General features: G+C 72.1%; 20 protein-coding genes. 11 read left to right on the forward strand and 9 right to left on the reverse strand.

Annotation, left to right across the window (positions count from 1 at the left end; all coding sequences use genetic code 11):
- Positions 1-29: 29 nt before the first annotated feature.
- A complete protein-coding gene (locus ACIQWA_RS36930; RefSeq protein ID WP_402490499.1) occupies positions 30-1118 on the reverse strand; it encodes an alcohol dehydrogenase catalytic domain-containing protein in 1089 nt (362 codons plus the stop codon).
- Between the two features lie 126 nt (positions 1119-1244).
- Here ACIQWA_RS36930 and ACIQWA_RS36935 point away from each other — a divergent pair, with 126 nt between their 5' ends.
- Positions 1245-2138, forward strand: coding sequence for a LysR family transcriptional regulator (locus ACIQWA_RS36935; RefSeq protein WP_402490502.1), 894 nt, complete (start codon positions 1245-1247; stop codon positions 2136-2138).
- 68 nt (positions 2139-2206) lie between these two features.
- Here the strand turns inward: ACIQWA_RS36935 and ACIQWA_RS36940 are convergent, their stop codons facing one another.
- Positions 2207-2716: a GNAT family N-acetyltransferase gene (locus ACIQWA_RS36940; RefSeq protein ID WP_402490505.1), complete on the reverse strand. Its 510-nt coding sequence runs from the start codon at positions 2714-2716 to the stop codon at positions 2207-2209.
- 459 nt (positions 2717-3175) lie between these two features.
- Here ACIQWA_RS36940 and ACIQWA_RS36945 point away from each other — a divergent pair, with 459 nt between their 5' ends.
- Complete coding sequence (locus ACIQWA_RS36945; protein ID WP_402490508.1) at positions 3176-3772, forward strand: restriction endonuclease; 597 nt, start codon at positions 3176-3178, stop codon at positions 3770-3772.
- An 8-nt stretch (positions 3773-3780) separates the two neighbouring features.
- Here ACIQWA_RS36945 and ACIQWA_RS36950 read toward each other — a convergent pair whose 3' ends face one another.
- Entirely contained in the window at positions 3781-4317 is a 537-nt protein-coding gene (locus tag ACIQWA_RS36950) for a hypothetical protein (protein ID WP_402490511.1), read from the reverse strand.
- A gap of 289 nt (positions 4318-4606) precedes the next feature.
- Here ACIQWA_RS36950 and ACIQWA_RS36955 point away from each other — a divergent pair, with 289 nt between their 5' ends.
- Both ACIQWA_RS36955 and ACIQWA_RS36960 read left to right on the forward strand, forming a co-directional pair.
- A complete protein-coding gene (locus ACIQWA_RS36955) occupies positions 4607-5380 on the forward strand; it encodes a hypothetical protein (RefSeq protein ID WP_402490514.1) in 774 nt (257 codons plus the stop codon).
- 20 nt (positions 5381-5400) lie between these two features.
- Positions 5401-6747, forward strand: a complete 1347-nt coding sequence (locus ACIQWA_RS36960) for a nucleotidyl transferase AbiEii/AbiGii toxin family protein (protein ID WP_402490517.1) — start codon at positions 5401-5403, stop codon at positions 6745-6747.
- Positions 6748-7062: 315 nt separating this feature from the next.
- Here the strand turns inward: ACIQWA_RS36960 and ACIQWA_RS36965 are convergent, their stop codons facing one another.
- From ACIQWA_RS36965 to ACIQWA_RS36975, 3 genes are all read right to left on the reverse strand, one after another.
- On the reverse strand, positions 7063-7338 hold the full coding sequence (locus ACIQWA_RS36965; RefSeq protein ID WP_402490520.1) for a hypothetical protein: 276 nt from the start codon (positions 7336-7338) through the stop codon (positions 7063-7065).
- Positions 7335-7622, reverse strand: a complete 288-nt coding sequence (locus ACIQWA_RS36970; protein WP_402490523.1) for a hypothetical protein — start codon at positions 7620-7622, stop codon at positions 7335-7337. Before ACIQWA_RS36970 ends, ACIQWA_RS36965 begins: the two co-directional genes overlap by 4 nt.
- A gap of 673 nt (positions 7623-8295) precedes the next feature.
- A complete protein-coding gene (locus ACIQWA_RS36975) occupies positions 8296-8949 on the reverse strand; it encodes a class I SAM-dependent methyltransferase (RefSeq protein WP_402490526.1) in 654 nt (217 codons plus the stop codon).
- Between the two features lie 577 nt (positions 8950-9526).
- On the opposite strand from ACIQWA_RS36975, the gene ACIQWA_RS36980 reads away from it, so the two are divergent.
- Positions 9527-11272 (forward strand): WD40/YVTN/BNR-like repeat-containing protein, encoded by a 1746-nt coding sequence (locus tag ACIQWA_RS36980; protein ID WP_402490529.1) that lies wholly within the window; start codon positions 9527-9529, stop codon positions 11270-11272.
- Between the two features lie 120 nt (positions 11273-11392).
- On the opposite strand, the gene ACIQWA_RS36985 is transcribed toward ACIQWA_RS36980, so the two are convergent.
- Positions 11393-11854, reverse strand: coding sequence for a DUF2199 domain-containing protein (locus ACIQWA_RS36985; RefSeq protein WP_402490571.1), 462 nt, complete (start codon positions 11852-11854; stop codon positions 11393-11395).
- Between the two features lie 551 nt (positions 11855-12405).
- On the opposite strand from ACIQWA_RS36985, the gene ACIQWA_RS36990 reads away from it, so the two are divergent.
- Entirely contained in the window at positions 12406-13947 is a 1542-nt protein-coding gene (locus ACIQWA_RS36990; protein WP_402490532.1) for an alpha/beta fold hydrolase, read from the forward strand.
- A 155-nt stretch (positions 13948-14102) separates the two neighbouring features.
- Here the strand turns inward: ACIQWA_RS36990 and ACIQWA_RS36995 are convergent, their stop codons facing one another.
- Entirely contained in the window at positions 14103-14852 is a 750-nt protein-coding gene (locus ACIQWA_RS36995) for a FadR/GntR family transcriptional regulator (RefSeq protein WP_402490535.1), read from the reverse strand.
- 213 nt (positions 14853-15065) lie between these two features.
- Between ACIQWA_RS36995 and ACIQWA_RS37000 the strand changes: the two genes are divergently transcribed.
- From ACIQWA_RS37000 to ACIQWA_RS37020, 5 genes are read left to right on the forward strand one after another with little or no spacing between them, the layout of a single operon-like run.
- Positions 15066-16673: an amino acid permease gene (locus ACIQWA_RS37000; RefSeq protein WP_402490537.1), complete on the forward strand. Its 1608-nt coding sequence runs from the start codon at positions 15066-15068 to the stop codon at positions 16671-16673.
- Positions 16670-18028, forward strand: a complete 1359-nt coding sequence (locus ACIQWA_RS37005) for a glutamine synthetase family protein (RefSeq protein WP_360229450.1) — start codon at positions 16670-16672, stop codon at positions 18026-18028. The genes ACIQWA_RS37000 and ACIQWA_RS37005 overlap by 4 nt, the downstream gene beginning before the upstream one ends.
- Positions 18025-18732: a gamma-glutamyl-gamma-aminobutyrate hydrolase family protein gene (locus ACIQWA_RS37010; RefSeq protein WP_402490540.1), complete on the forward strand. Its 708-nt coding sequence runs from the start codon at positions 18025-18027 to the stop codon at positions 18730-18732. The genes ACIQWA_RS37005 and ACIQWA_RS37010 overlap by 4 nt, the downstream gene beginning before the upstream one ends.
- A gap of 40 nt (positions 18733-18772) precedes the next feature.
- Complete coding sequence (locus tag ACIQWA_RS37015; protein ID WP_402490543.1) at positions 18773-20146, forward strand: aldehyde dehydrogenase family protein; 1374 nt, start codon at positions 18773-18775, stop codon at positions 20144-20146.
- A gap of 5 nt (positions 20147-20151) precedes the next feature.
- Positions 20152-20919, forward strand: a complete 768-nt coding sequence (locus tag ACIQWA_RS37020; protein ID WP_360229456.1) for a 3-oxoacyl-ACP reductase — start codon at positions 20152-20154, stop codon at positions 20917-20919.
- 54 nt (positions 20920-20973) lie between these two features.
- Here the strand turns inward: ACIQWA_RS37020 and ACIQWA_RS37025 are convergent, their stop codons facing one another.
- On the reverse strand, positions 20974-23046 hold the full coding sequence (locus ACIQWA_RS37025; protein WP_402490573.1) for a HelD family protein: 2073 nt from the start codon (positions 23044-23046) through the stop codon (positions 20974-20976).
- Between the last annotated feature and the right edge of the window lie 248 nt (positions 23047-23294).

Genomic DNA, 23294 nt, shown 5'->3' on the forward strand with positions numbered 1-23294 from the left:
GGCCGACTGCCTTCCCCGCTGCGGCCCCGTCAGCAGGCCGACGGGGTGAGGACGGTGCGGTCGAACGGACCGCCGTGCGAGGCGGCGTACGCGACGGCCTCGTTGACCGCGTCGAGACCGAAGGACCGGACCCGTTCGGGGGCGAGGTCCAGGGCGCCCGAGGCGAGCAGCCGGATGATGCCGACGTTCGCCGTACGCGGGTACATCCACTGGCCGCGCACGGTGATCGAGTTGCGCATGATCCACGGGTAGGGGAGTGCGAGGTCGTCGCCGCCGAGCATGCCGACGCCGCCCATGAGGACCACGCGTCCGTACTCGCGCACGGTCATGGCCGCCGTGCGCGCCACCGAGCTGGGAGCGCTCGGCGGCAGCAGGTCCAGCACCAGGTCGATCGGGCCGTCGCCCGCCGCGGACATCGCGGCGCGGTCGCCGGCCTCGTCCCCGGTGAGCGGGACGGGGCGCACCCGCGGGCCGAACCGGTCGGCGAGGAGGTCGAGCGCGGCCCGGTTGCGGCCGGGGGCGACCACACGGCCCGCCCCCATCGCCAGCGCGAGCGCGACGGCGCTGCTGCCGAGGTTGCCGGTGGCCCCGCCGACCAGCAGCGTCTCACCGGCCGCGAGCCCGCCGGCCAGCAGCCCGCCGTACGGGATGACGTGCACACCGAGCGCGGCCCAGCGGGCCGGGTCGTCCCCGGCCGCCGCGGGCAACGGGAACACGTTCTCCGTCGGGACCCGCATGAGCTCGGCGAACGACCCGTCGTGCAGGTGCCGGGCGAGCCGCGCGCCGCCCTCGCCACGTGAGCTCCAGCCCTGGAGGGCGATGTCGGGCGTCAGCGCGTCGTCCCGCGAGCGCACCGTACAGTCGCACCACACCAGGTCGCCGACCCGCAGCCGGGTGGCGTCCGGGCCCACCTGGACGACCCGTGCCACGCCGCCGATGCCGGGCACGACGGGAGGCACGAGGGGGTACCTCCGCTCGCCGCCGAACACCTCGGCGGCGTACGGGGCCACGCAGGCGGCGAGCACCCGGACCACCACCTCGCCACCGCCGGCCTCGGGGTCGGGCACCTCCCGCACCGTGAGCGGGGCGCCGAACCGCGTCAGGACTGCTGCTCGCACGTGTCGACCTCCGTGTTCGTCCTTGTGTCTGTGCGTCCGTGCGTTCGTGTTCGTCGGGATCGACCCTAGGAGCCCGACGGACATGCGGGAAGCGACGATCGAGCATGTGTGGTATGCGTATGCGGCATGGACGTCACCAGCACCGGCCTGCGGGTCCTGCGACAGATCGCGGAGTCCGGCAGCTTCACCGCAGCCGCCGCCCGGCTCGGCTACACGCAGTCGGCGGTCTCCCGCCAGGCCGCCTCCCTCGAACGAAGCGCGGGCACCGCCCTGTTCGAACGCCGCCCCGACGGAGTGCGGCTCACTCCCGCGGGCCTGACCCTGCTGCGCCACGCCCGCACGATCCTGGACAGCCTGACCGCGGCCGAGCGCGACCTCACCGGTACCGCCCCGCAGGCCGAACTGCTGCGGCTCGGACTGTTCCTGAGCGCGGGCGCGGGCATCCTGCCCCCTGCGCTCGCCCGCCTCGCGGCAACCGACCCGCAGATCACCGTCACGACCACCGAGGGCACCACACCCACCCTGGTCCGGGCCCTGCGGGCGGGCTCGATCGACCTCGCCGTGCTGACCTCCCGCCCGCCCCACCGCCCCCTGGACGGCGAGGCGCCGCGGCTGCACGTCGAGACCGTCGCGGACACCGAACTGGTCCTGGCGGCGCCGTCGACGGGGGAGTTCGCCGGCCGCACCGCGGTGCACGTCGACGAACTGCTCGACGCCCGGTGGATCGCCGCCCCGGCGTCGAACTCCGAACCACTGCTCGGCGTCTGGCCCGGCCTGCCCGGCCGACCGCGCATCGTCCACGCCGCGCGCGACTGGCTGACGAAGCTCCACCTGGTCGCCGGCGGCTTCGGAGTGACGACGGTGCCCTCCCGGCTCGCGCCGCTCCTTCCACCGGGGGTGAGCCTGCTGCACGTCGACGGTGCCCCGCCCGAGATCCGCCGGATCCTGGTGGCCCGACTCCCCGGCCGCCCGACCCCGACCGTCACGGCCGTCACCCGAGCCGTCATCGCCACTGCGTAAGCGGGGGTCGGTAGCCCCGCCCGCCTGCGCGTCCACCGCTACCGCCACCGCCACCGCCAGGGCTACGGCTAGGGTTCCTGCTCGGCCTCGGTGCGGTAGACGCGCAGGCCCCGGCGCTGGTAGTTGACGAGTGCGTTCGGATGGTCGTCGGAGTTGGTGTGCAGCCACACCCTGCGCACGACCTCCGCCTCCAACGGTTCGGTCGCCCAGGCCTGTTGCAGCGCAAGCGTCAACGCATGTCCGCCGAGCCCCCGGCCGACGTACTCAGGCAGCAGCCCGAAGGTGCGGATCTCCACCTCCCCGCCGGCCAGGGGCTCCAGCGCGGTGATCCCAGCCGTCTCGCCCTCCAGGACGATCAGCCAGTACTGACGGTGCGGATGAGCCCGCGCCAACTCCTCCCACTCCCGCTCGGACCGCCTCGCACTGCGCCAGCCGTAGGCCGCACCGACCCGCGCCTGCACCGACCGCACCAGAGCCGACAACCCCTCCTCCCGCCGCAGCCCCAACGCCGACACAACGCGCCCGGGCCGCAGCTCCCCGAGACCGGTCATCTCCAGATACGTGACAGTCCTGCCCATCCCGCCACGCTACCCGGGCCCACCGACACATCGGCCTCCGAGCCTCCCGAACCGGCCCAGGCAGCCCACGTTGCCCAGAACGTGCAACCCTCCGGCCAGCGGCTGACCCCCGCGGGCGCGGGGAGGACCCTTCACGACCTGCAGCGACGCAGGGGCTTTGCGGGTTCCTGACCGTCGGCCGGTTGGGTGCTGCACTGCTTCACTCCCCGGTCAGAGGCGTTGGTCGAGGCGCGACGCCATGGCCCGGCGCGATGCGAACCCGTGCTCGCAGTGTTCGGTCGTCGGCCGCCGGGATCCGGTCAACTCGGAGCCGTAACCAGCGGAATTCATCGAGTTCGCAGGCGGCCGATCGGGAGCGGACTCTACGCTCGCACGAACACTGTGGCGCGAAGGGGGAGTGCCGTGGCCCGTGGACCTGTTCGGCGACGCCGGTCGACTGCCGCGCGGAGGGCCCGTCGGGTGCGGCAGGCGCGGGACAACGCGGTGCTGCTGGGCGTGGCGGCCGTGATCGTCCTCGTGCTGCTCTCGGTGGTGGTGCAGTGGCTGGCCCAACACCCGCTGCTGGTGGCCGTGCTGGTCCTCGCGGGCGCGGGGGCGGGCGTCGCCGTGCTGCGCACGCGCGTCCGGGCGCGACAGCGGGAGTTGGACACGCGGGCGGCGCAGCTGCGCCACATCGGGCCGTTCCTGGCGATGAGCCCGAAGGCGTTCGAGCACGCGTTGGCGGACCTGTGCCGACGGGACGGTTGCACGAAGGTCTCGGTGGTCGGTGGTGCCGGGGACCTCGCGGCGGACGTGCTGGCCACCACCCCGACCGGACAGCGGATCCTGATCCAGGCGAAGCGGTACGGGCCACGGACGTTCGTCGGCTCGCAGGACGTCCAGCGGGTCAACGGCACGTATCGTGACGTGCACCGCTGCGACCTGGCCGCCGTGGTGACGACCAGTTCGTTCACCAAGGCCGCCGCCGCGTTCTGCGCGCGGGTCGGCATCCGCGCCGTCGACCGGCGGGCGCTCGCCCGGTGGGCAGAGGGCACGGGCGGCCCGCCCTGGGCGTGACCCCCGGCTCAGCGCCCGGCCACGGGCACCTGGTGCCCCGGCCGCGCGGCCCGGAACCCGACCGCCAGGGCGGCCACGCTCACGGACAACAACGGGACGAGGATGCCGACGGAGCGGCCGTTCAGCAGCCCGTGGCAGACCTGGTCGACACCGACGACGGCCACCGAGGCGGTGCCCAGCGCGGTGACGATGGCGAGGGCAGGCGCTGTCCGTGTCCCCCGGCGGAGGTGGACGGCGGTGCCGATCCACAGGCAGACGGCGGCCGCCGCGATGCTGAGCACCAGGAAGGCGATGAACCCCGCTGCGAGAGTGTTGAGCTGGGAGGTCTCCACCTCGGCGGCGCTCCACTGTTCACGCGGCGGCAGGCGGTTGGCGTGACGGGGCCGCACGACCACGAGGTACAGGGGCGCAATGCCCCAGAGCCAGGCCCCGGCCTGCGCCAGCCGTACGGGTACGAGCCCTTCGGCGACGAGCCTTGCGGGCAGGGGCAGGGGCAGGGGCAGGGGCAGGGGCCGGCGGTCCGACGGTTCGTGGGGTGCGGTCATGGCGGTCGCTCCGGGGGAGGCGGACGGGTGAGGACGGGTAGAGCCTCGTCGGTCCGTCCAGGCCGCCGCATGAGTACGGCTACTCATTCGCGCAGGTCCGGACCCCGAACGGACCGCTGTGACGTTTCCTCAATTGAATCGACCCCGATGGAGTGCCCGGCCCGGCCCACTGGTGCCCACCCTCCTCACCCCTGTTGCCGCCGCCGTGGGGCGGGGGCGGTGCGGTGGTCGATGTCACCAAGTCGACCAGCAAGGGCCGTTGTCAGAGCCGTTTGGCAGGATGATCCCCATGCTCGCCATCCACCCTGACCAGCGCCTTGACGACCGGCCCGCCCAGCCCGCTCAACTCGCTCTCCCCACCGTCCGGGGCGGCTTCGAGGTGCACCTGACCGTCGGGCACGGCGCCGCCGACGCGCTGGCCGCGTGGGCAGACGGCCACGGCTTGAAGTTCACCCACATCCTGCTGGAGCGCGGCGCGTCGCCCTCGCAGCCGATGCTCACCCTGCGCGCCGACGGCACGCTGGAAGAGGTCGCCGCGCTGACCGCCCGGGTCCGGGGCCGGGTCGAGCGGGCCGGATTCACCGTCCTGCGGGCGAAGATCGAGGCCACGCCGTGGGCGGAGGGCGTCCCGGCCTCGGACGAGGACGCCGCGTCGCACGGGGCCGGGCGCTACTTCGAGCACCACGTCAAGCTGCTGCTACCGGCCCAGGCCCAGGCTCTGCCCCAGGCCCAGGCTCCGGCCCAGACGGCCCATCCGGCCCAGACCCCAGCAGCCGACCCCGCCCGCTTCGCCGAGCTCACCGCACTGGCCGTCCGGCACGGCGCGCACCTGTCGCGCAACCCGCGCCGGACGCGCGAGGACGGCCGGCGCGAGTGGTTCGTGACCCAGCGGTGCCGCCTGGTCGGCCTGGCCAGTGCGGGCCGCCGGCTGGACGAGCTGCTGCGGGACCTCTCCGCCGACGGCCGCGAAGTCGCCTCGGTGGAGCGCGAGTTCGTGGTCGTCGACAGCGACGAGACGCTCGACGCGGGATGGATCACCGAGCCCGGGCACAGTGCCCGGTAGTACGGAGAAGGAGAGCCGACATGACCGAGGGCCAGTCCCAGTCCCCCCACTCCCAGTCCCAGCTCGGGCCCCAGCCGCAACCCCGGCCCGAGTCCCCCGTGGCGTGGGAGGACCTGCGGTACGGGCCCTGGCAGGGTGTCCTGCTGCCCAAGCAGCCGCCGTCGGAGGATGTCCGGGAGGACCGCGACCTGCCCAGGAGCATCCGCCCGATCGACGACGAGACGGTGACCCAGCAGCCGGTCTTCGACCCCGCCCTCGCCGGGTACGCCCGCGCCCTCCGGCCCAGCGAACCCGCGTTCACCGACCCCGGGCTCGCCGAACGCTGGCTCACCGCGCGGCGCGAGGCGCTCGACACCGTACTGTCCGCCGTTGCCGACTCGCCGTGGGCCGAACACCTGGTGCTGCGCGGAAGCGTCCTGCTGCGGGCCTGGTTCGGCGAACACGCCCGCGAACCGGGCGACCTGGACTTCGTGGTCCGCCCGGTGGATTGGCAACTGGAGGACGAGCGGACGGAGCGCATGCTCAGCGAACTCGCGACCGCCGCCGAGCGCCTCTCGGGCGAGATGCGGTTGCACGCGGACCAGGCGCTCAGCGACGAGATCTGGACGTACAGCAGGATCCCCGGGCGGAGGCTCGTCCTGCCGTGGTCGGCGCCGGGCGTCCCGGGCGGGAGCGTCCAACTCGACTTCGTCTTCACCGAGCACCTGCCCGTCCCGCCGCAGCCCTACCGGCTCCCGGGCGTCACCGGACCGCTGCTCGGCGCGACGCCGCAGCTCTCCCTCGCGTGGAAGCTCCTGTGGCTGGTCTCCGACAACCACCCCCAGGGCAAGGACCTCTACGACGCGATCCTGCTCTCGCGCACCGCCGAGGTCCCCTACGACCTGCTGCGGCAGGTCTTCGTCCAGTCCGACGAGAGCTGGTCGCGTTGGCCGGTCCGCCCTGAGCAGATCAGCGGCCTCGAGGTCGACTGGGACGAATTCGCCAAGGACCACCCGGAGTTCGCCGAACCCGTCGAGGAGTACCCGGCCCAACTGCTCGCCGCACTCCACCCGACCTTCGCCGACCGCGGCGAGTACGCACTGCGGGCCCGGTGGCTGGCCCCGCTGATCGAGGAACTGCGGGCCGTACTGGCGAGCGAGGGCATGGACGAGGTCCAACAACGCATGTCCCGACGCCACATGCTCCCGGACAACACCCTGGTGATCACGTGCGAACTCCTCGGCGGCGACCTCGACGCCGCCGACCGTACCGTCGCCGACCACCTCGGCACCGCACCCCACCGGAAGACCCGCCTCCTGGCCGAGGCCGCCTCGCGCTACGCCGTCGAACTCGCGGGCGACGACGGCCGGGCGAGCACCACCGGCTGAGACCGATCAACCCCGGGCGCACCAATCGTCGCCCTGACCGGGCCGTGCCGCCTCAGGAGCCCTCGGCGGCGCGGCTGGGGAGGTGGCTGGGTGGGGACGCCGAACGGATTGCGGTCGCGGATGACGGGAACGCGGGCGACGGCCGCGCTGATGTCGATGTCGCCGAACTCGTGGATGGTGATGGCGACACTGTTGCCGTCCCGGCGGTCGGAGAGTCAGGTGAAGTCGGCGGGGGTAGCGACCGTGTAGGCGAGGCTGGACGTAGGCGAGCGCCACAGGCGCGGAGAACGGTCCCGGGTCCGCCCTCACCATGGTTCAGGGATGCCAGCGTGGCGCCTCGTCATCAGGCCTGTCCGGACTGGCGAAGCGGAAGGGCACCGAGAGGTGGGCGGCAAGGGCACGGCCGGCCCGCTCGGCGGCCACCGCCGACGGGTGACGCGGGTGGTGGTCCCCCTCTTCACCCAGGTACCGCGCGGCCGTCGACCGGAAGACGGTGGCCAAGTGCACATCCTCTGCGGGATCGGCGGTGACGGCCAACAGCTCAACGAACCAGTCGTGGACGGTGTCACCGTCCCAGACTGCCTCGATCACCACGACACGGCCGGCATGCCCGGCCGCCCGGTACGCCAGCGACTCCAGGTCGAGTGGGCTCTCCGGCGTGCGGCGATCCGGTCCCCGTAGTGCAGGTACCGATCGTTGGCGATCAGCTGGGCGGTACCGACCCCGATGTCGTGAGACAGGAATCCGACGCTGGTGATGACACGCACCGCCCCGAGCAGGGAGTCCTGCAGGACGTACCCGTCGATCTGCTCGCGGATCCCTGCCGGCAGGCCGTCCCACCACGCGGTCCTGGCCGCCTTGTTCATGATGCCCATCAAATGCCCCCTCCTGGTGAGAGCCCGAATCGTGGAGCTCCGCGCCACTCAGACCTCGCCGATCAGCCGACAGCGGCCACGACCGACCGCCCATGTGCGGTGCGCCGCCCGAAGACACCGACGGGGACGTCCGGACCGGATCGTCCCGTCCTGGTCGACGTACGATATCCGTTCTCGAACGAAGCGTTACAGCCCAGCCCAGCACGCAGGCCGCCATCAGGCTCACCGACTCCCGCCGCTCGGTGGGCAGACACCTCCACCGGCGCTCGACGTGGGCAGCCTGCCGCCGTGGTGGACCGGCCGAAGCCTGGTTGCCCCCACCGGTGCAGGGAGGAGCCCGGCGGGGCTGGTCTATGTGGGGCTCCGAGCGGCTGCCCCCCGCAGGTGCGGGGAGGAGCAAGCCGTCACCTACCAGAACAACTTGATTTTGTCGGGCCATGTGAGAGCCACTGCTCCGGGGTGAACGGGAGCCGGGTCTAGGCTGTTCGTGGCGGTGACGTACTCGACCGTAGCGGGTGTTCTTCGTCGAGTTCGGGAGCCATTCCGGCGAGGGCCGGGGCCGGAGCGTCGGTAGCTTGTTATCGCGGGCCCGGGTCGCCTCCCTGACAGGTCGCGGCCAGGGGCTCGCACCTGGTTGTGCAGGCGGTCTGCAAGAACGTGTCGAGCCATAGCCCTACTGGGTATCGGACTGGCGGCGCGCGAAGAGAATTGCTCCGAGCGGGCTCTCGGCTGAGCTGAGCGTCATCTGCGCCTCGACCGCGAAGCCGGCATCGTTGAGCCAGGCGGCCACCTGGCCAGGCTGGCGGCGATGGACGTAGGTCTTCATCGGGTGGCCGCCGTAGCCCTGCGTCTTCAGCTGCGACTCATCACCGACGTGGAAGCCGAGAAGCAGTGGACCACTGGGCCGCAACACTCGCCGGAAGTGCGCGAAGACCGAGCCGATCTCGTCGTCAGGAACGTGTATCAGCGAGTACCAGGCGACCAGGCCCGCCATCGAGGCGTCGGCGAGGTCGAGGTCCGTCATGGAACCGACCTCGAACCGTAGGCCGGGATGATCACGCCGAGCCACCTCGATCATCGCGGGCGACAAATCGATCCCGAACGTGTCCACGCCCAGGTCACGCAGGTAGGCCGTAATCCTCCCCGACCCGCATCCCACGTCCGCGACTGGCCCCTCGCCGGTGGTCTGCACAAGGTCGGCGAACAGCGTCAGGGCCGTGCGTTCGTAGGGCGTTTGGTCCAAGAGGTCGCGCACCTGGTCCGCATAGCTGGTGGCGACGGTGTCGTAGGACGTCCGGGTGTCTACCAACCAGCCTTCGGTGTTCATAGCCAGACACCGTAGTTCAGTGACCGGGGCGTGCCCACCGCGGCCAAGGTCGGCTGCCCGCCACGGCGGCGGAGCGGCTCAAGGCTCTGGTCGCCTGGATGCGTGGGCAGGCCGCGGCGGGGCATCCGGCACCGGTGCCCGTAGCCGCCGCACGCCGGGCCCTGGGCTGGCTCTGTTCCGGTGTGATCGTGTGTGGCATGCCGCTGTTGGCGCAATGCCGGGGTTGGGCCGTTCGGCCGTCCACGCTGTGCGTGTTGTTCACCGTCATGTCAGGGGACCGCGGGGTGTGAAGGTCGCGTCAGCGGCCCTACGGGAAGATCGGCCACCGGCCGTCCCATACACGACATGCAGTCCGCGGAGGCCCCTGCGCCGGCTGACGTGCGTGGCTGGGTCGCCAGGCACGCGCGTGGCGCTTCCGACCCCACCGAAGGCGAGGAGATTCGAGGTGCTGCTCCGCCCAGCAGATCGCGCAGGGGGCCGCACCCGCCCTCGCCACGTCGTGTCCCCGCCCAGGCCTGCCGGCGGTCCGTCGAAGGGCTTTCGCTCCGTGGGGCTGATCGGGGCCGCCCTACTCGTCATGACGGGCATCCTGTGCGGCCCGGCTTCCGCCCGTACCGCGGAGGTGACGCCACGCTCGTACGGATCGGGGCTGACGCTCACCAACGTCCGGGCGCACGGTCGCACTGTGGTGGCAACCGGCTCTGACGGCCGGTTGATCGTCTCGACCGACGACGGGCAGACCTGGGCGGCGGTGCGCTCGACCGTAGGGCCGAACCTGCGCGGGGTCGCGTACGGGGGTGGTCGGTGGGTCGCGGTGGGTGACCTGGGCGCCGCTGCGACATCCACGGACGCGGTGCACTGGTCCTCGGTCGACCTGGGGTCCACCGAGGGGTTCCGTGCGGTCACCTACGCGAACGGTCGCTGGATCGCCGGGGGCGGGTCGGGCACCGTGCTGGTGTCGAGCGACGGCGCACGCACATGGGCTCCGGTGTCCGTCGGCTCGCAAGTTCCGTTCTGGGGAGCGACCTCGTGGCGCGGGCTGAGCGTCCTCACCGGCGACAACGGCGCGATCCTGACCTCGACGAACGGCGCGACGTGGACGCTCACCCAAGCTCCGGTCCGATGTGAGCCGGCTACCCACCGACGGGCGTTCCTCTGGCAGGTCGTGCACGGCAGCGATGGCTTCGTGGCCGTGGGCGCCTCCGGCGCTGTCGCCTTCTCGCCCGAGGGCAGCCACTGGTCAGCGCCGTCGTCGCCGCTCAGCCAGACGCTGCGCGGCGTGACCTTCGGGAACGGCCGCTATGTCGCGGTCGGCGAGGACGGCCAGATCGGGGTGGCCCGCGACGGTCGCCACTGGACCGTCGCCACGGACGTGCCCACCGACGAAGATCTCCGCGGCGTCACCTTCACCGGCGAGTCGTTCATCGCAGTAGGGGACTTCGGTACCGCGCTCCGTTCGGTCGACGGAGAGCACTGGACCCGCGTGCTGGACGGCTCCGTCGACGGCCTGGCCGCGGTAGCCCACGACGATCACCGCTTCATCGCCGTGGGCGCGGGAGGGCGCATCCTGCACTCCCCGGACGGCAAGCGCTGGAGCCACGTGGCCTCCGGAACCGATCGACACCTGTACGGCGTGGCAAGTGGTCCGGGCGGGTTCGTCGCGACCGGAGCCGAAGGCGTTCTGCTGACCTCCACGGACGGGCGGCACTGGCTCCGTCGCACCACCCCCACGCGTGAAAGCCTGAGAACGGTCGCATACCTCGACGGGACGTGGTACGCGGCCGGCGACGACGGTGTCGTGCTCTCGTCCCGTGACACCCGTGCCTGGTACCCGGAGGCCTCGCTGGCGCCGCTCTCGATCCGCAGGTTCGCCGAGAAGAACGGGACGCAGGTCGCCGTCGGGGCGGGGATCATCGCCTCCCGCCGACCGGACGGCCCATGGATGCTCAACCCGATTGCCACCTACCACTTCTGGACCGGCGTCGCCGCCGGCGAGGGGCTGTTCGCGATCGTCGGACATGCCGGCGGGATCCTCACCTCACCCGACGGCACCAGCTGGACGCCCTCACCGATCGCCACTGTCGAGAACCTCGACACCGTCGCATACAGCCACGGCCTGTGGATCACCGCCGGATTGGCGTTCCTCGCCACCTCGCCCGATGCCATCGCCTGGACACAACGACCGATCCCGACCCGGAGCTCGATCCGCGGGATCACGTACGGGCAAGGACGCTGGATCGCCGTGGGTGACCAGGGTGTGATCCTCAGCTCCCGCGACGGCGTCTCCTGGCTTCCGGTCAGCTCGAGCTCGGCGGATCGCTGAACTTGATGCAGGTGGAGTCGGGGCCGTCCTTCGGCATGGGCCGTTGGCCGATGCAGGCGAAGTGCTCGCGCTCGTCCAGCTCCGGGAACTGCTCGATGGGCTGTCCGTCGGCTGTCGGGGTCAGGGGTTGTTGTCGGCCGGGTGCAGAACGGCCTGGGCGATCTCGCGCACGCGAGCCAAGGTGATTCCGGTCCGCTGCTCGACGGCAAGGGGGTGGTCGGTGGGTTCGAGCTCGATGAGGGGGCGCCGACCGATGGGCCTGGTGTGGAGGCGGGTCTTCAGGTTGACGGTGCTGGGCGAGTAGACGGGAAGCTCGGTGGTCAGCCAGCCGAAGTACGGCTTCTCGGATTCACGCCCTGGTGTGTCCCAGAGGTCTGCGGCGCGGGAGAAGTTCTCGGGGCTCAGGGAGACCCAGACGCCCCAGGAGAACACGTCGCTGCTGCCGATGACCGGTATCTCGACCAGGCCCTTGACGAAGTGGTGCTGCGCTTTGATGACGCACTGATCCGACGAGAGCAGGCAGTCCGGGGCCCCGTCGAAGCTCGGGTCCCAGACGGAGGGGGCCGTTGCCGAGTAGTTCATCGGCAGTTCTGCGTGCCGCGCGCCGCAGCACGAGCAGGTGAATCCGGGATCACTGGTCATGGGCGGAATCCTAATGATCGGATCTGACACCTGTCGGGGCAGGGCACTCCGCCTGCCGGGACCGGCGGCGACCCCGATCCCCCCCGAGACGGCCTCTCGAGGGGGCAGTCCCGTTCCAGCTTCGAGGCGGATGAGGCCGCAGCTGCCCCACAACCTCCGCCACGGCAGGTGAACGGACTCCGTTGAGGGGCGGTTCACCTCGCCCGGGTCCGTCCGGCAGCGGTTCGGGACCTGTTCGGGGACGTTCCTCGGGCAACGGCCTTCGTGCGTTCGGGTGTTGGGCGTGGAAGTGGGAAGGACGGCGGGTCACCGGATCGGGGTCCACCCTGATGGGCGGTTGACGGGAAGTGAGACGCCAGCAGTAGGCACGGCGTGTCGGTGTACGCCGCAGGTTGGATCATGGGCCCCTCCCCGCGCCGTACGAGATGCGGGTGCGGCGGACCGAAGACTGGAGGTGATCCCGGACACCGACTCCGCACGGAGGAACTGCCATGGCTCTGCAAGGCATACGAACGATTCCCGTACTGACGGCAGGTGTTGCATCCGCCGTTCTGGCGGCGCTGACTCCCGCGACGGCGTTCGCGGCGGCAGATCCGCTCCAGCAGTACGAGCGGCAGGGCCTCCGTTGGGAGCGCTGCGACGCGCAGCGCCCGGAAGAGTTCGAGTGCGCGAAGGTCAAGGTGCCGCTGGACTACGGCGACCCCGGGGGCAGGCGGATCGACCTCGCGATATCGCGGATCAAGGCGAGCAACGCGAAGGAGCGGCACGGCGTGCTGCTGATCAATCCCGGGGGCCCGGGCGGTCCGGGGCTGACCATGCCCGTGGAGATGCAGCCGCTGCTGCCGGCCGGGGTGAGGGAGCGGTTCGACCTGATCGGGTTCGACCCGCGCGGAGTCGGGCAGAGCTCGCCGATCGGCTGCGACCTGACGGCGGACGAGCAGACCTTCCAACACCCCTACGCGGCGGCGACGTTCGCCAGGGACGTGGCCCGGGCCCGTACGGTGGCCGACAAGTGCTGGGCCAAGGCGGGGGATGTCCTGCCGCACATCACCACCCGCAACACGGCGCGGGACATGGATGTCGTCCGGGCGGCGCTGGGGGAGCGGCAGATCTCCTACTTCGGGCACTCGTACGGCACCTACCTGGGCGCGGTCTACACCCAGATGTTCCCCCGGCGCTCGGACCGGTTCGTCCTCGACAGCGCGCTCGATCCCGCGCTCGCGTGGCGTGGCTCGCTCCGGGGGTGGTCGGCAGGGGCCGAACTCGCCTTCACCCGCTGGACCGAGTGGGCCGCCGCCCGCAGCTCCACGTACGGGCTGGGCAGGACCCCGGGCGAGGTCCGGAAGACGTTCTGGGACCTGATCGCCCACGCCGACCGGACGCCCGTCCCCACGACGGGCGGGGCACTCGACGGGGACGCCATCCGCTCCGGGTACGCCGCGTTCGTCCGGGTGGAGACGGTGACCCCCTGGATCGTCGCGTTGAAGGCCGCCGCCGACGGCGGGGCGCCGGCACCTGCCGGGCCGGCGGAGCCGGGAGCCGCGGCAGCGGGCGAGTCGGCGCCGAACCGGCCGAACACGGCGCCGTCGGGGGCGTTCGGAGCGGCGGTTCCGGCGGACAACATCCCCGCCGTCGCGTGGGCCGTCTTCTGCGGCGACACCCGGAACTGGCCGCGCGACCCCGAGCGGTACCGCCGGGACGCGATCCGGGACCGGGCCGAGTACCCGTTGGCCGGCGACCTGGGAGCGGGCATCGTGCCCTGCGCGTTCTGGAAGTCGGCGGCCACCGAGCAGGCGACCGTGGTGGACAACGACGTCAACGCGCTGATCGTGCAGAACCAGTGGGACCCGCAGGCGACCCTGGCGATGGCCCAGGGCATGCGGCGGGCACTGCACGGTGCACGGATGGTCACGGTGGTCGGCGGCGAGGGTCACGGTGTCGTGGTGGCCGGCCCGTCCTGTGCGGACGACAGCGTCACCCGGTACCTGACCACAGGCCGGCTGCCCGCGAAGGACCTGAACTGCCGGGCCTGAACTGCGGGGCCTGAACTGCGGGGCCTGAACTGCGGGGCCTGAACTGCGGGGCCCGAACTGCGGGGCCCGAACTGCGGGGCCCGAACAGGCCGCCGACCGTGTCGGCGACGGCACGGCGGCGACGCAGAACGGACCCCCGGCTCGACCGGGAGAGCTCAGGCGAGGAAGGCGCGGAGCAGGGAGGCCGTTGCGGCGAGGTGTTCCTCGGTGGCGCGGCGGGCGGCGTCGCCGTCGCCGGCGAGGATCGCGCGGACCATGGCCCGGTGCTGTTCGGCGGCGTGCTCGATGTTGCGGTCCAGCATGGGGATCGCGTTCAGCAGGTCGTTGAGGCGCATCCTGGCCTCGGCGATGGCGGCGGCGAGGGCGGGGGAGCCGGTGAGCTCGCCGATGGCGAGGTGGAAGCGGGAGTCCAGCTGGCGGTACTGCTCCGCCGGGGCCGCGTCCAGTTCGGTGAGCCGGTCCTCCAGGTGGGCGCGCTGTTCGGGGGAGAGGGGGCGCCGGGCGGCGGCCTCGGCGGCGCCGACCTCCAGGACCTGCCGGTAGGTCAGCGCGTCCTCCAGTGCGCCGCCGAGGTCGCGGGCGGCGCGGCGCAGGTCGGCGACGTCCGGTTCGGGCATCCGGTAGGTGACGAAGGTGCCGCCGTAGCGGCCTCGGCGGGGTTCGACGCAGTCGGCCTGCTGGAGCGTGCGGAGTGCCTCGCGCAGGGTTTCGCGGCTGACGCCGAGCCGGGCGGCGAGGTCGCGTTCGGCGGGCAGCCGGTCGCCGGGGCGGAACACGCCGAGCTTGATCGCCTGGAGCAGCCGTTCGACGGTCTCCTCGAAGGCGTTGCCGGTCCGGACCGGGCGCAGGACGGCCCCGGCCTCCCAGTCGAGCCGTGCCTGCTCACGTGTCACATCCACGTCCACGCGGGAATCGTACCTGCGATCGGATCTCCCGCACTCGTTCCCGTCCCGCCCTTGACGTGGCCACCGTCCAGCCGGAACGATGCTGCTCACCCACCCAATGGTCTGACTTTAGACCATTGAAGAGCCGTCCGACCGTCGAAGCCGCCGGGGCGGGTGTGCCACGCCGTCGTGGCCGCGCGCACCCCGGCACACCCTCAACCCCCAGGGGTGCCCATGACCGACGCACGCTCACCCGACCACCCTGCCCCCGCCGTGTTTCCGCTCGACTCATCCCCCGTTTCCGCCGACGAACAACGCCTCCGCGAGCTGGGCTACACCCAGGAGCTGGCCCGCTCGATGTCGGGCTTCTCCAACTTCGCCGTCTCCTTCTCCATCGTCTCGATCCTGTCCGGCTGCCTGACCCTCTACGGGACGGGGATGAAGACCGGCGGCCCGGCCCTGATCATCTGGGGCTGGCCGGTGGTCGGCCTGCTGACCCTCTGCGTCGGCCTCGCGATGGCCGAGATCTGCTCCAGCTACCCGACGGCCGGCGGGCTCTACTACTGGTCCGCCAAGCTGACCCGCAGCCGGAGCCACGGCCCGGCCTGGAGCTGGTTCACCGGCTGGTTCAACTTCCTCGGCCAGGTCGCGGTGACCGCCAGCGTCGACTACGGCGCCGCCTTCTTCACCAACGCCTTCCTCGACCTGCGCTTCGGCGTCGCGGCCACCCCCGCGCACACCATGGAGATCTTCGCGGTCATCCTGGTGGTGCACGGCCTGCTCAACACCTTCGGGGTGCGGCTGGTCGCTGTCCTCAACAGTGTCTCCGTGTGGTGGCACCTGATCGGCGTCGCGATCATCGTCGGCGCGCTCGCGCTGCTCCCCGAGCGGCACGCCTCCGCCTCCTTCGTGTTCACCGAGTTCGTCAACCAGACCGGCTTCCACAGCCAGTTCTACGTCGCGATGCTCGGCCTGCTGATGGCCCAGTACACCCTCACCGGCTACGACGCCTCCGCGCACATGACCGAGGAGACCCAGGACGCCGCCCGCTCCGGCCCGCGCGGCATCGTCAACGCCATCACCGTCTCCCTGGTGGCCGGCTGGATCCTGCTGCTCGGCATCACCTTCGCGATCCGCGACTACGACGGGGCGCTCAACAGCGACACCCAGGTCCCGCCCGCGCAGATCTTCATCGACGCGATCGGTTCCGGCGGCGCCCAGTTCCTGCTGCTCATCGTGATCGGCGCCCAGTTCTTCTGCGGCATGGCCTCCGTCACGGCCAACTCCCGCATGATCTACGCCTTCTCCCGCGACGGCGCACTGCCCGGCTCCCGGCTCTGGCACCGCATCTCCCCGCGCACCCAGACCCCGACCAACGCGGTCTGGCTGGCCACCGGCGGCGCCCTGCTGCTCGGACTGCCCGCGCTCTGGAACAACACCGCCTACACGGCCGTGACCTCGATCTCCGTCATCGGCCTCTACCTCTCCTACGTCATCCCGGTGTACCTGCGGCTGCGCCAGGGCGAGGACTTCCCGCGCGGCCCGTGGCACCTGGGCCGCTGGAGCCGGCCGATCGGCGTCGTGGCGGTCGTCTGGACGGCGGTGATCACCGTCCTGTTCATGCTGCCCACCGCCAGCCCGATCACCGTCGACAGCTTCAACTACACCCCGGTCGCGGTGGCCGTCGTGGTCGGCTTCGCGGGCATCTGGTGGCTGGCCTCGGCCCGGCACTGGTTCACCGGGCCGCACGTCGGCGCCGCGCCGTCCGACCTCGGCACCCCGCAAGCCCACGAAGCACCGCCCGCCCCCGACACCCGGGACACCGAACAGGAGACCCGATGACCACCCCCCGGCTCACCCTCGACGAGCTGCGCACCCGCGTCGCCGACGGGTCCGTCGACACCGTCGTGCTCGCCATGACCGACATGCAGGGCCGCCTCCAGGGCAAGCGCGTCGCCGCCCAGTACTTCCTCGACGACGTCGTGACCGGCGCCGCCGAGGGCTGCGGCTACCTGCTGGCCGTCGACGTCGACATGAACACCGTCGACGGCTACGAGGTCTCCTCCTGGGAGAACGGCTACGGCGACCTGACGCTGCGCCCCGACCTCGCGACCCTGCGGTCCGTCCCCTGGCACCCGGCCACCGCCATGGTCCAGTGCGACGTCGTCCAGCACGACGGCACCCCGGTCGCCGTGTCCCCGCGCCAGGTCCTCCAGCGCCAGCTCGACCGCCTGGCCGGCTACGGCTGGCAGGCCCAGGCCGCCACCGAGCTGGAGTTCATCGTCTTCCGGGACAGCTACGAACAGGCCTGGGACAAGGACTACACCCGGCTCACCCCGGCCAACCAGTACAACGTCGACTACTCCATCCTCGGCACCGGGCGCATCGAGCCCCTGCTGCGCCGGCTGCGCAACGGCATGGCCGGCGCCGGGCTGACCGTCGAGTCCGCCAAGGGCGAGTGCAACCTCGGTCAGCACGAGATCGCCTTCAAGTACGCCGACGCCCTCACCACCTGCGACAACCACGCCGTCTACAAGACCGGCGCCAAGGAGATCGCCGCCCAGGAGGGCTGCAGCCTCACGTTCATGGCGAAGTACGACGAACGCGAGGGCAACTCCTGCCACATCCACCTGAGCCTGCGCGACGAGCAGGGCGCCCCGGTGTTCGCCGGGGACCGCCCGCACGGCTTCTCCCGCACCATGGAGCACTTCCTCGCCGGCCAGCTCGCCTGCCTCGCCGACTTCGCCCTGCTGTTCGCCCCCACCGTCAACTCCTACAAGCGCTACGTCCCCGGCAGCTTCGCGCCCACCGCCATCGCCTGGGGGCGCGACAACCGCACCTGCGCCCTGCGCGTCGTCGGCCACGGGCAGTCGCTGCGCTTCGAGAACCGCGTCCCCGGCGGGGACGTCAACCCGTACCTCGCGGTGGCCGCCCTGATCGCCGCCGGACTGCACGGCGTCGAGCAACAGCTGGAACTCCAGCCGGAGTTCACCGGCAACGCCTACGCCTCCGACGCGCCCCGGGTGCCCGCCACCCTGCGCGACGCGGTCGACGCCTTCGAGCGCAGCGCCGTCGCCACCGAGGCCTTCGGCAAGGACGTCGTCCGGCACTACACCCACGCCGGGCGCACCGAACTGGCCTCCTACGAAAGGGCGGTGACCGACTGGGAGCGGCGCCGCGGATTCGAGCGGCTGTGACCCACGAGGACCGCCGACCACCGCTGATCGGCATCAGCAGCTACCAGGAGGACGCCGCCTGGTCCGTCTGGAACCAGCGCGCCTCGCTCGTGCCCCAGACGTACGTCGACTCCGTCGTCCGCGCGGGCGGCACCCCCGTGCTGCTGCCGCCCCAGCCCGGCGGGGCAGACCACCTGCTGGACGCCCTCGACGGGCTCGTGCTGGCCGGCGGATCGGACGTCGACCCGGCCCGCTACGCGGCGGCCCCCCACCCGCGCACCGGTCCGCCCCACCGGGCCCGCGACGACTGGGAGAGCCGGCTGCTCCGTGCCGCCCTGGCCCGGGACCTGCCGGTACTCGGGGTCTGCCGCGGCATGCAGCTGCTCAACGTCGAACTCGGCGGCACCCTCGTCCAGCACCTGCCCGACGACAGCCACCAGATCGTCCCCGCCCGCTTCGTCCGTCACCGGGTCGACGTCGTCGACGGCAGCAGGCTCGCCGCCGTGCTGGGGCCCGCCACCGAGGTCGCCTGCTACCACCACCAGGCCGTCGACCGGATCGGCTCCGGCCTCCGGGCCACCGCGCACAGTGCCGACGGGACGGTCGAGGGGCTCGAACTGACCGGCCACCGCTTCGCCCTGGGCGTCCAGTGGCACCCGGAGACCGACCCCGACGACCCTCGCCTGTTCCACGCGTTGATCAACGCGAGCCGGGCCGCAAGCTAGACCGCCAGCCACTACCGTCAGCCCAGAGGGAGAGCCCCCGATGACCGAACCGGACCTCTTCGAGGTCGTCAACCCCGCCACCGAGGAGGTGATCACCACCGTCGAACTGGCCGGCCTCGCCGAGACCGACGCCGCCGTCGCCCGCGCCCGCGCCGCCTTCGACACCTGGCGCCGGGTGGCCCCCGCCGACCGCGCCCGACTGCTGCGCGCCTTCGCCGCCGCCGTCGACGCCGACCGCGAGCACCTCGCCGCCCTGGAGGTCGCCAACGCCGGCCACACCATCGGCAACGCCCGCTGGGAGGCGGGCAACGCGCGGGACGTCATCGAGTACTACGCGGCCGCCCCCGAGCGGCTGTTCGGCCGGCAGATCCCCGTCGCCGGCGGCATCGACGTCACCTTCCAGGAGCCGATCGGCGTCGTCGGGGTCATCGTGCCCTGGAACTTCCCGATGCCGATCGCCGCCTGGGCCCTCGCCCCGGCGCTCGCCGCCGGCAACACCGTCATCGTCAAACCGGCCGAGCTCACCCCGCTCACCGCGCTGCGACTGGCCGAACTCGCCCTGGCGGCCGGGATCCCCGAGGACGTGCTCCAGGTCCTGCCCGGCCGCGGCCCGGTCGTCGGCGGGCGCTTCGTCACCCACCCCGACGTGCGCAAGGTGGTCTTCACCGGCTCGACCAGGGTCGGCAAGGAGATCATGGCGGGCTGCGCCGCCCAGGTGAAGCCCGTCACCCTCGAACTCGGCGGCAAGAGCGCCAACATCGTCTTCGCCGACGCCGACCTCGCCAAGGCCGCCGCGACCGCGCCCTACGCCGTCTTCGACAACGCCGGCCAGGACTGCTGCGCCCGCTCCCGGATCCTGGTCGAGGCCTCCGCCTTCGACGACTTCATGGCGCTCCTGGAGCCGGCCGTGCGCGGCGTGCGGGTCGGCGACCCGGCCGACGAGAAGACCGAGATGGGCCCGCTGATCTCGGCCGCCCACCGCGAGCGGGTCTCCTCGTACGTCCCGGACGCCTCGGCCGTCGCCTTCCGCGGCAACGCCCCCGAGGGGCCCGGCTTCTGGTACCCGCCGACCGTCCTCGCGCCCGTGCGGCACGACGACCGCGCCTTCACTGAGGAGATCTTCGGCCCGGTCGTCGCCGTCGTCCCCTTCCGCGACGAGGAGGACGCCCTGCGGATCGCCAACGCCACCGATTACGGCCTGTCCGGCTCCATCTGGACCAGGGACCTCGGCCGCGCGCTGCGCGTCTCGCGCGGCGTCGAGGCCGGCAACCTCTCCGTCAACTCCCACTCCTCGGTGCGCTACACCACGCCGTTCGGCGGCTTCAAGCAGTCCGGCCTCGGCCGCGAGCTCGGCCCGGACGCCCTCGACGCCTTCACCCAGACCAAGAACGTCTTCATCTCCACGGAGGAATGATCACCATGACCCAGCGACTCGACGGCCGCGTGGCCGTCATCACCGGCGCCGGCAGCGGCATCGGCCTGGCGACCGCCCGCCGCTTCGCCGCCGAGGGCGCGAAGGTGGTCTGCGTCGACCTCGACCCCGAGACCGGCGCCAAGGCCGCGAACGAGGTCGGCGGCCTGTTCATCCAGGCCGACGTCACCGACGAGACCGCGGTGCGCGACCTCTTCCAGCGGGCCGTCGACGAGTACGGCCGCCTCGACATCACCTTCAACAACGCGGGCATCTCCCCGCCGGACGACGACTCCATCCTCACCACCGGCCTGGAGGCCTGGAAGCGCGTCCAGGAGGTCAACCTCACCAGCGTCTACCTGTGCTGCAAGTACGCGATCCCGCACATGCAGCGCCAGGGCAAGGGCTCGATCATCAACACGGCCTCGTTCGTCGCCGTGATGGGCGCGGCCACCTCGCAGATCTCCTACAGCGCCTCCAAGGGCGGCGTGCTGGCCATGTCGCGCGAGCTGGGCGTGCAGTTCGCCCGCGAGGGCATCCGCGTCAACGCCCTCTGCCCGGGGCCGGTGAACACCCCGCTGCTCCAGGAGCTGTTCGCCAAGGACCCGGAGCGGGCCGCCCGCCGGCTGGTCCACATCCCGCTGGGCCGCTTCGCCGAGCCCGAGGAGATCGCCGCGGCGGTGGCCTTCCTCGCCTCCGACGACTCCTCGTTCATGACCGCCAACACCTTCCTCGTCGACGGCGGCATCTCCGGCGCCTACGTGACCCCGCAGTAGCAGTGACCCCGGAGCCTCCGCGGCCGCCACCGGCCGCGGAGGCGAGGTAGGTGATCACCCGGGCCGGACGGTGATCGTGCAGAGCCGCTTGGTGGCCCGGGTCAGGGCCACGTACAGGTCCCGCTCCCCACCGGGGCGGGCCGTGATGATCTCCTCGGGGTGCAGGACGACGACCCCGTCGAACTCCAGGCCGCGGGCCTCGGACGCGGGCACGATCCGTGCGTGGTCGGCGACGCCCAGGGCCGTCAGCTCGCCCACCCTGGTGTCGGCGCAGACCACCCCCAGGAGTTCGCCCGGGTACGCGGCGCTCTGGGCGTGGAGCTCCTGGACGACGGCGCTGACCAGCCCGTCCGGCGGCGCGGTCACGGTGCGGGGGGCCTCGCCGCTCCGCAGTGACCGGGTGGGCTGCTGGTCCGGGGCGATCCGGGCCAGCAGGCCCCGGACGCTCTCCAGGATCTCCTGGGTGGTGCGGTAACTGACGGTCAGCTCGTGCAGCTTGAACCGCGGTCCGAGGTGGGGGTCCAGGGCCTCCTTCCAGTCCCGCGCCGTCGCGACCGGGCCCGCCTGGGCGAAGTCGCCCACCAGCGTCATTGCCCGTCCCGGGCAGCGGCGGACGATCATCCGCCACTGCATGGCGGTCAGTTCCTGAGCCTCGTCGACGACGACGTGCCCGTACGTCCGCTCGGGCGGGCCGTCGACCAGGCTCGCCGCCTCGTCCAGCAACGGCACGTCGGCATCGGTCCACGGGGCGTCCGGGGCGCGCAGCAGGAGGGACCGCTCCTGCGCGGTCAGGTGGGGCAGCTGCTCGGCGAGGGCGTCGGCGTCCGTCAGCAGCGCGTTCACGAGGTCACCGGGTGCCAGCCGCGGCCACAGCGCCTCGACCGCCCGGTCGACACCGGCGTCGTCGAGGAGATCGGCCCGGACGGCGTCCAGGTCCAGCTCGTGGGCCGGGCCCGGGGCGGCCGCACCCTCGGTACGGTGCCGGCCGGCTCCCGTGAACTTGTCGAGGTCCAGGCCCGTCATCGCGGCGGTGTCGGCGTCGATCCGCTCCAGGAGGTCGCCCATGTCCCGTTGCATCGCGTCGGTGACGGCGTTGACCAGGAGTTCCGTGAACACCCGGCGCGCGGGGTTGTGCCCCGGTACGGCCGCGACGGCGGCGTCGCGGGCCGTGGCCACCTCCGCCGCGGACAGGCGGACCACGTCCCGTCCGACCCGCACCGTGAAGTCACCGGCGGGCGCCTGGTGGGCGCGCAGCAGGCCGGCCAGGGCGTCGGCGAGGTCGGTGCCGCCCTTGAGACGCGCCGTGTCGAACGGCTCCACCGTGTCCGTGGACACCCCGGCCAGCTCCCGGCAGGTCGCCAGGACGACGTCGTTCTCCCCGAGGGAGGGAAGGACCTGGGAGATGTAGTCGAGGAACCGGGCGTTCGGGCCCACCACCAGGACACCCTCCTCCGCGGCCCGCGGGAACGCGTACAGGACGTAGGCCGCCCGGTGCAGGGCGACCACCGTCTTGCCGGTGCCGGGCCCGCCCTGCACCACCGTCACCCCGCGGTGCGCGGAACGGACGATCTCGTCCTGCTCGGCCTGCAGCGTCGCGACGGCCGCGTGCATCCGGCCGGTCCGCCGTGCCGACAGGGCCTCCGTCAACGGGCCGTCGCCCACGACGTCCTCGTCGGTCGGGGCGCTCCCGTCCAGCAGTTCGTCGCTCACCGAGACGACCGTGCGCTCGTCCAGGCGCAGGTGCCGGCGCCGCCGCAGGCCCATCGGGTGGACCGGCGTCGCCTCGTAGAAGGGCCGCGCCGCGCTCGCGCGCCAGTCCACGAGCAGGGGCAGGTCGTCCTCGTCCGTGTGCAAGCCGATCCGCCCGATGCGCAGGGCCGTGCCGTCCGCCCAGTCGATGCGCCCGAAGACCAACCCCCTTTCGGCGCCCTCCAGCCTGCCGATCTCCTTGGCCAGCCGTTCGGCGGCGATTTCCCTTTCGTATGCCTCGCCGGCGTTGTCCGCCGGGGTATTCAGCACGCTCGCCCGCTGCGCCCGCGCTTCGGAAAGGCGCTCGGTGAGGAACTCGTACAGGGAGGACACATAATCCCGCTCCGCGTCAACTGCGAGCGTGGCGGGGTCGTTCATCGTCTTCGACGGCTTCGGCAACGGTGAGCTCCTTCGATTCGGCCCATACCATACGGCCGGAGCTCTTCGAAGGTAAGTCTTGACTTGTCCGGTGAACATATGGCCCGGTGGCTGAATTCACGGCTGCCGGGTGGTGTGGCGTGTCAGGAATTCCGCAATTCCGCTGTTCCGTCATTCTGTGCACCGCCAATTGCGCACCTGGAAAAGGGGATATCCGGCGAGGCGCCCCGCCCCTGGTCCCGGCCCCC

The organism is Kitasatospora sp. NPDC098652 (assembly GCF_044760155.1).
Lineage (GTDB): Bacteria > Actinomycetota > Actinomycetes > Streptomycetales > Streptomycetaceae > Kitasatospora.

Coding starts and splice junctions, on each gene's coding strand:
- ACIQWA_RS36985 (WP_402490571.1), bottom strand. CDS start 11,854: ATGAACTACTCGGCAACGGCCCCCTCCGTCTGGGACCCGAGCTTCGAC.
- ACIQWA_RS37005 (WP_360229450.1), top strand. CDS start 16,670: ATGACCACCCCCCGGCTCACCCTCGACGAGCTGCGCACCCGCGTCGCC.
- ACIQWA_RS36955 (WP_402490514.1), top strand. CDS start 4,607: ATGCTCGCCATCCACCCTGACCAGCGCCTTGACGACCGGCCCGCCCAG.
- ACIQWA_RS36950 (WP_402490511.1), bottom strand. CDS start 4,317: ATGACCGCACCCCACGAACCGTCGGACCGCCGGCCCCTGCCCCTGCCC.
- ACIQWA_RS36935 (WP_402490502.1), top strand. CDS start 1,245: ATGGACGTCACCAGCACCGGCCTGCGGGTCCTGCGACAGATCGCGGAG.
- ACIQWA_RS36975 (WP_402490526.1), bottom strand. CDS start 8,949: ATGAACACCGAAGGCTGGTTGGTAGACACCCGGACGTCCTACGACACC.
- ACIQWA_RS37015 (WP_402490543.1), top strand. CDS start 18,773: ATGACCGAACCGGACCTCTTCGAGGTCGTCAACCCCGCCACCGAGGAG.
- ACIQWA_RS36940 (WP_402490505.1), bottom strand. CDS start 2,716: ATGGGCAGGACTGTCACGTATCTGGAGATGACCGGTCTCGGGGAGCTG.
- ACIQWA_RS36970 (WP_402490523.1), bottom strand. CDS start 7,622: ATGGGCATCATGAACAAGGCGGCCAGGACCGCGTGGTGGGACGGCCTG.
- ACIQWA_RS37000 (WP_402490537.1), top strand. CDS start 15,066: ATGACCGACGCACGCTCACCCGACCACCCTGCCCCCGCCGTGTTTCCG.
- ACIQWA_RS36980 (WP_402490529.1), top strand. CDS start 9,527: ATGACGGGCATCCTGTGCGGCCCGGCTTCCGCCCGTACCGCGGAGGTG.
- ACIQWA_RS36960 (WP_402490517.1), top strand. CDS start 5,401: ATGACCGAGGGCCAGTCCCAGTCCCCCCACTCCCAGTCCCAGCTCGGG.
- ACIQWA_RS37020 (WP_360229456.1), top strand. CDS start 20,152: ATGACCCAGCGACTCGACGGCCGCGTGGCCGTCATCACCGGCGCCGGC.
- ACIQWA_RS36990 (WP_402490532.1), top strand. CDS start 12,406: ATGGCTCTGCAAGGCATACGAACGATTCCCGTACTGACGGCAGGTGTT.
- ACIQWA_RS37025 (WP_402490573.1), bottom strand. CDS start 23,046: ATGAACGACCCCGCCACGCTCGCAGTTGACGCGGAGCGGGATTATGTG.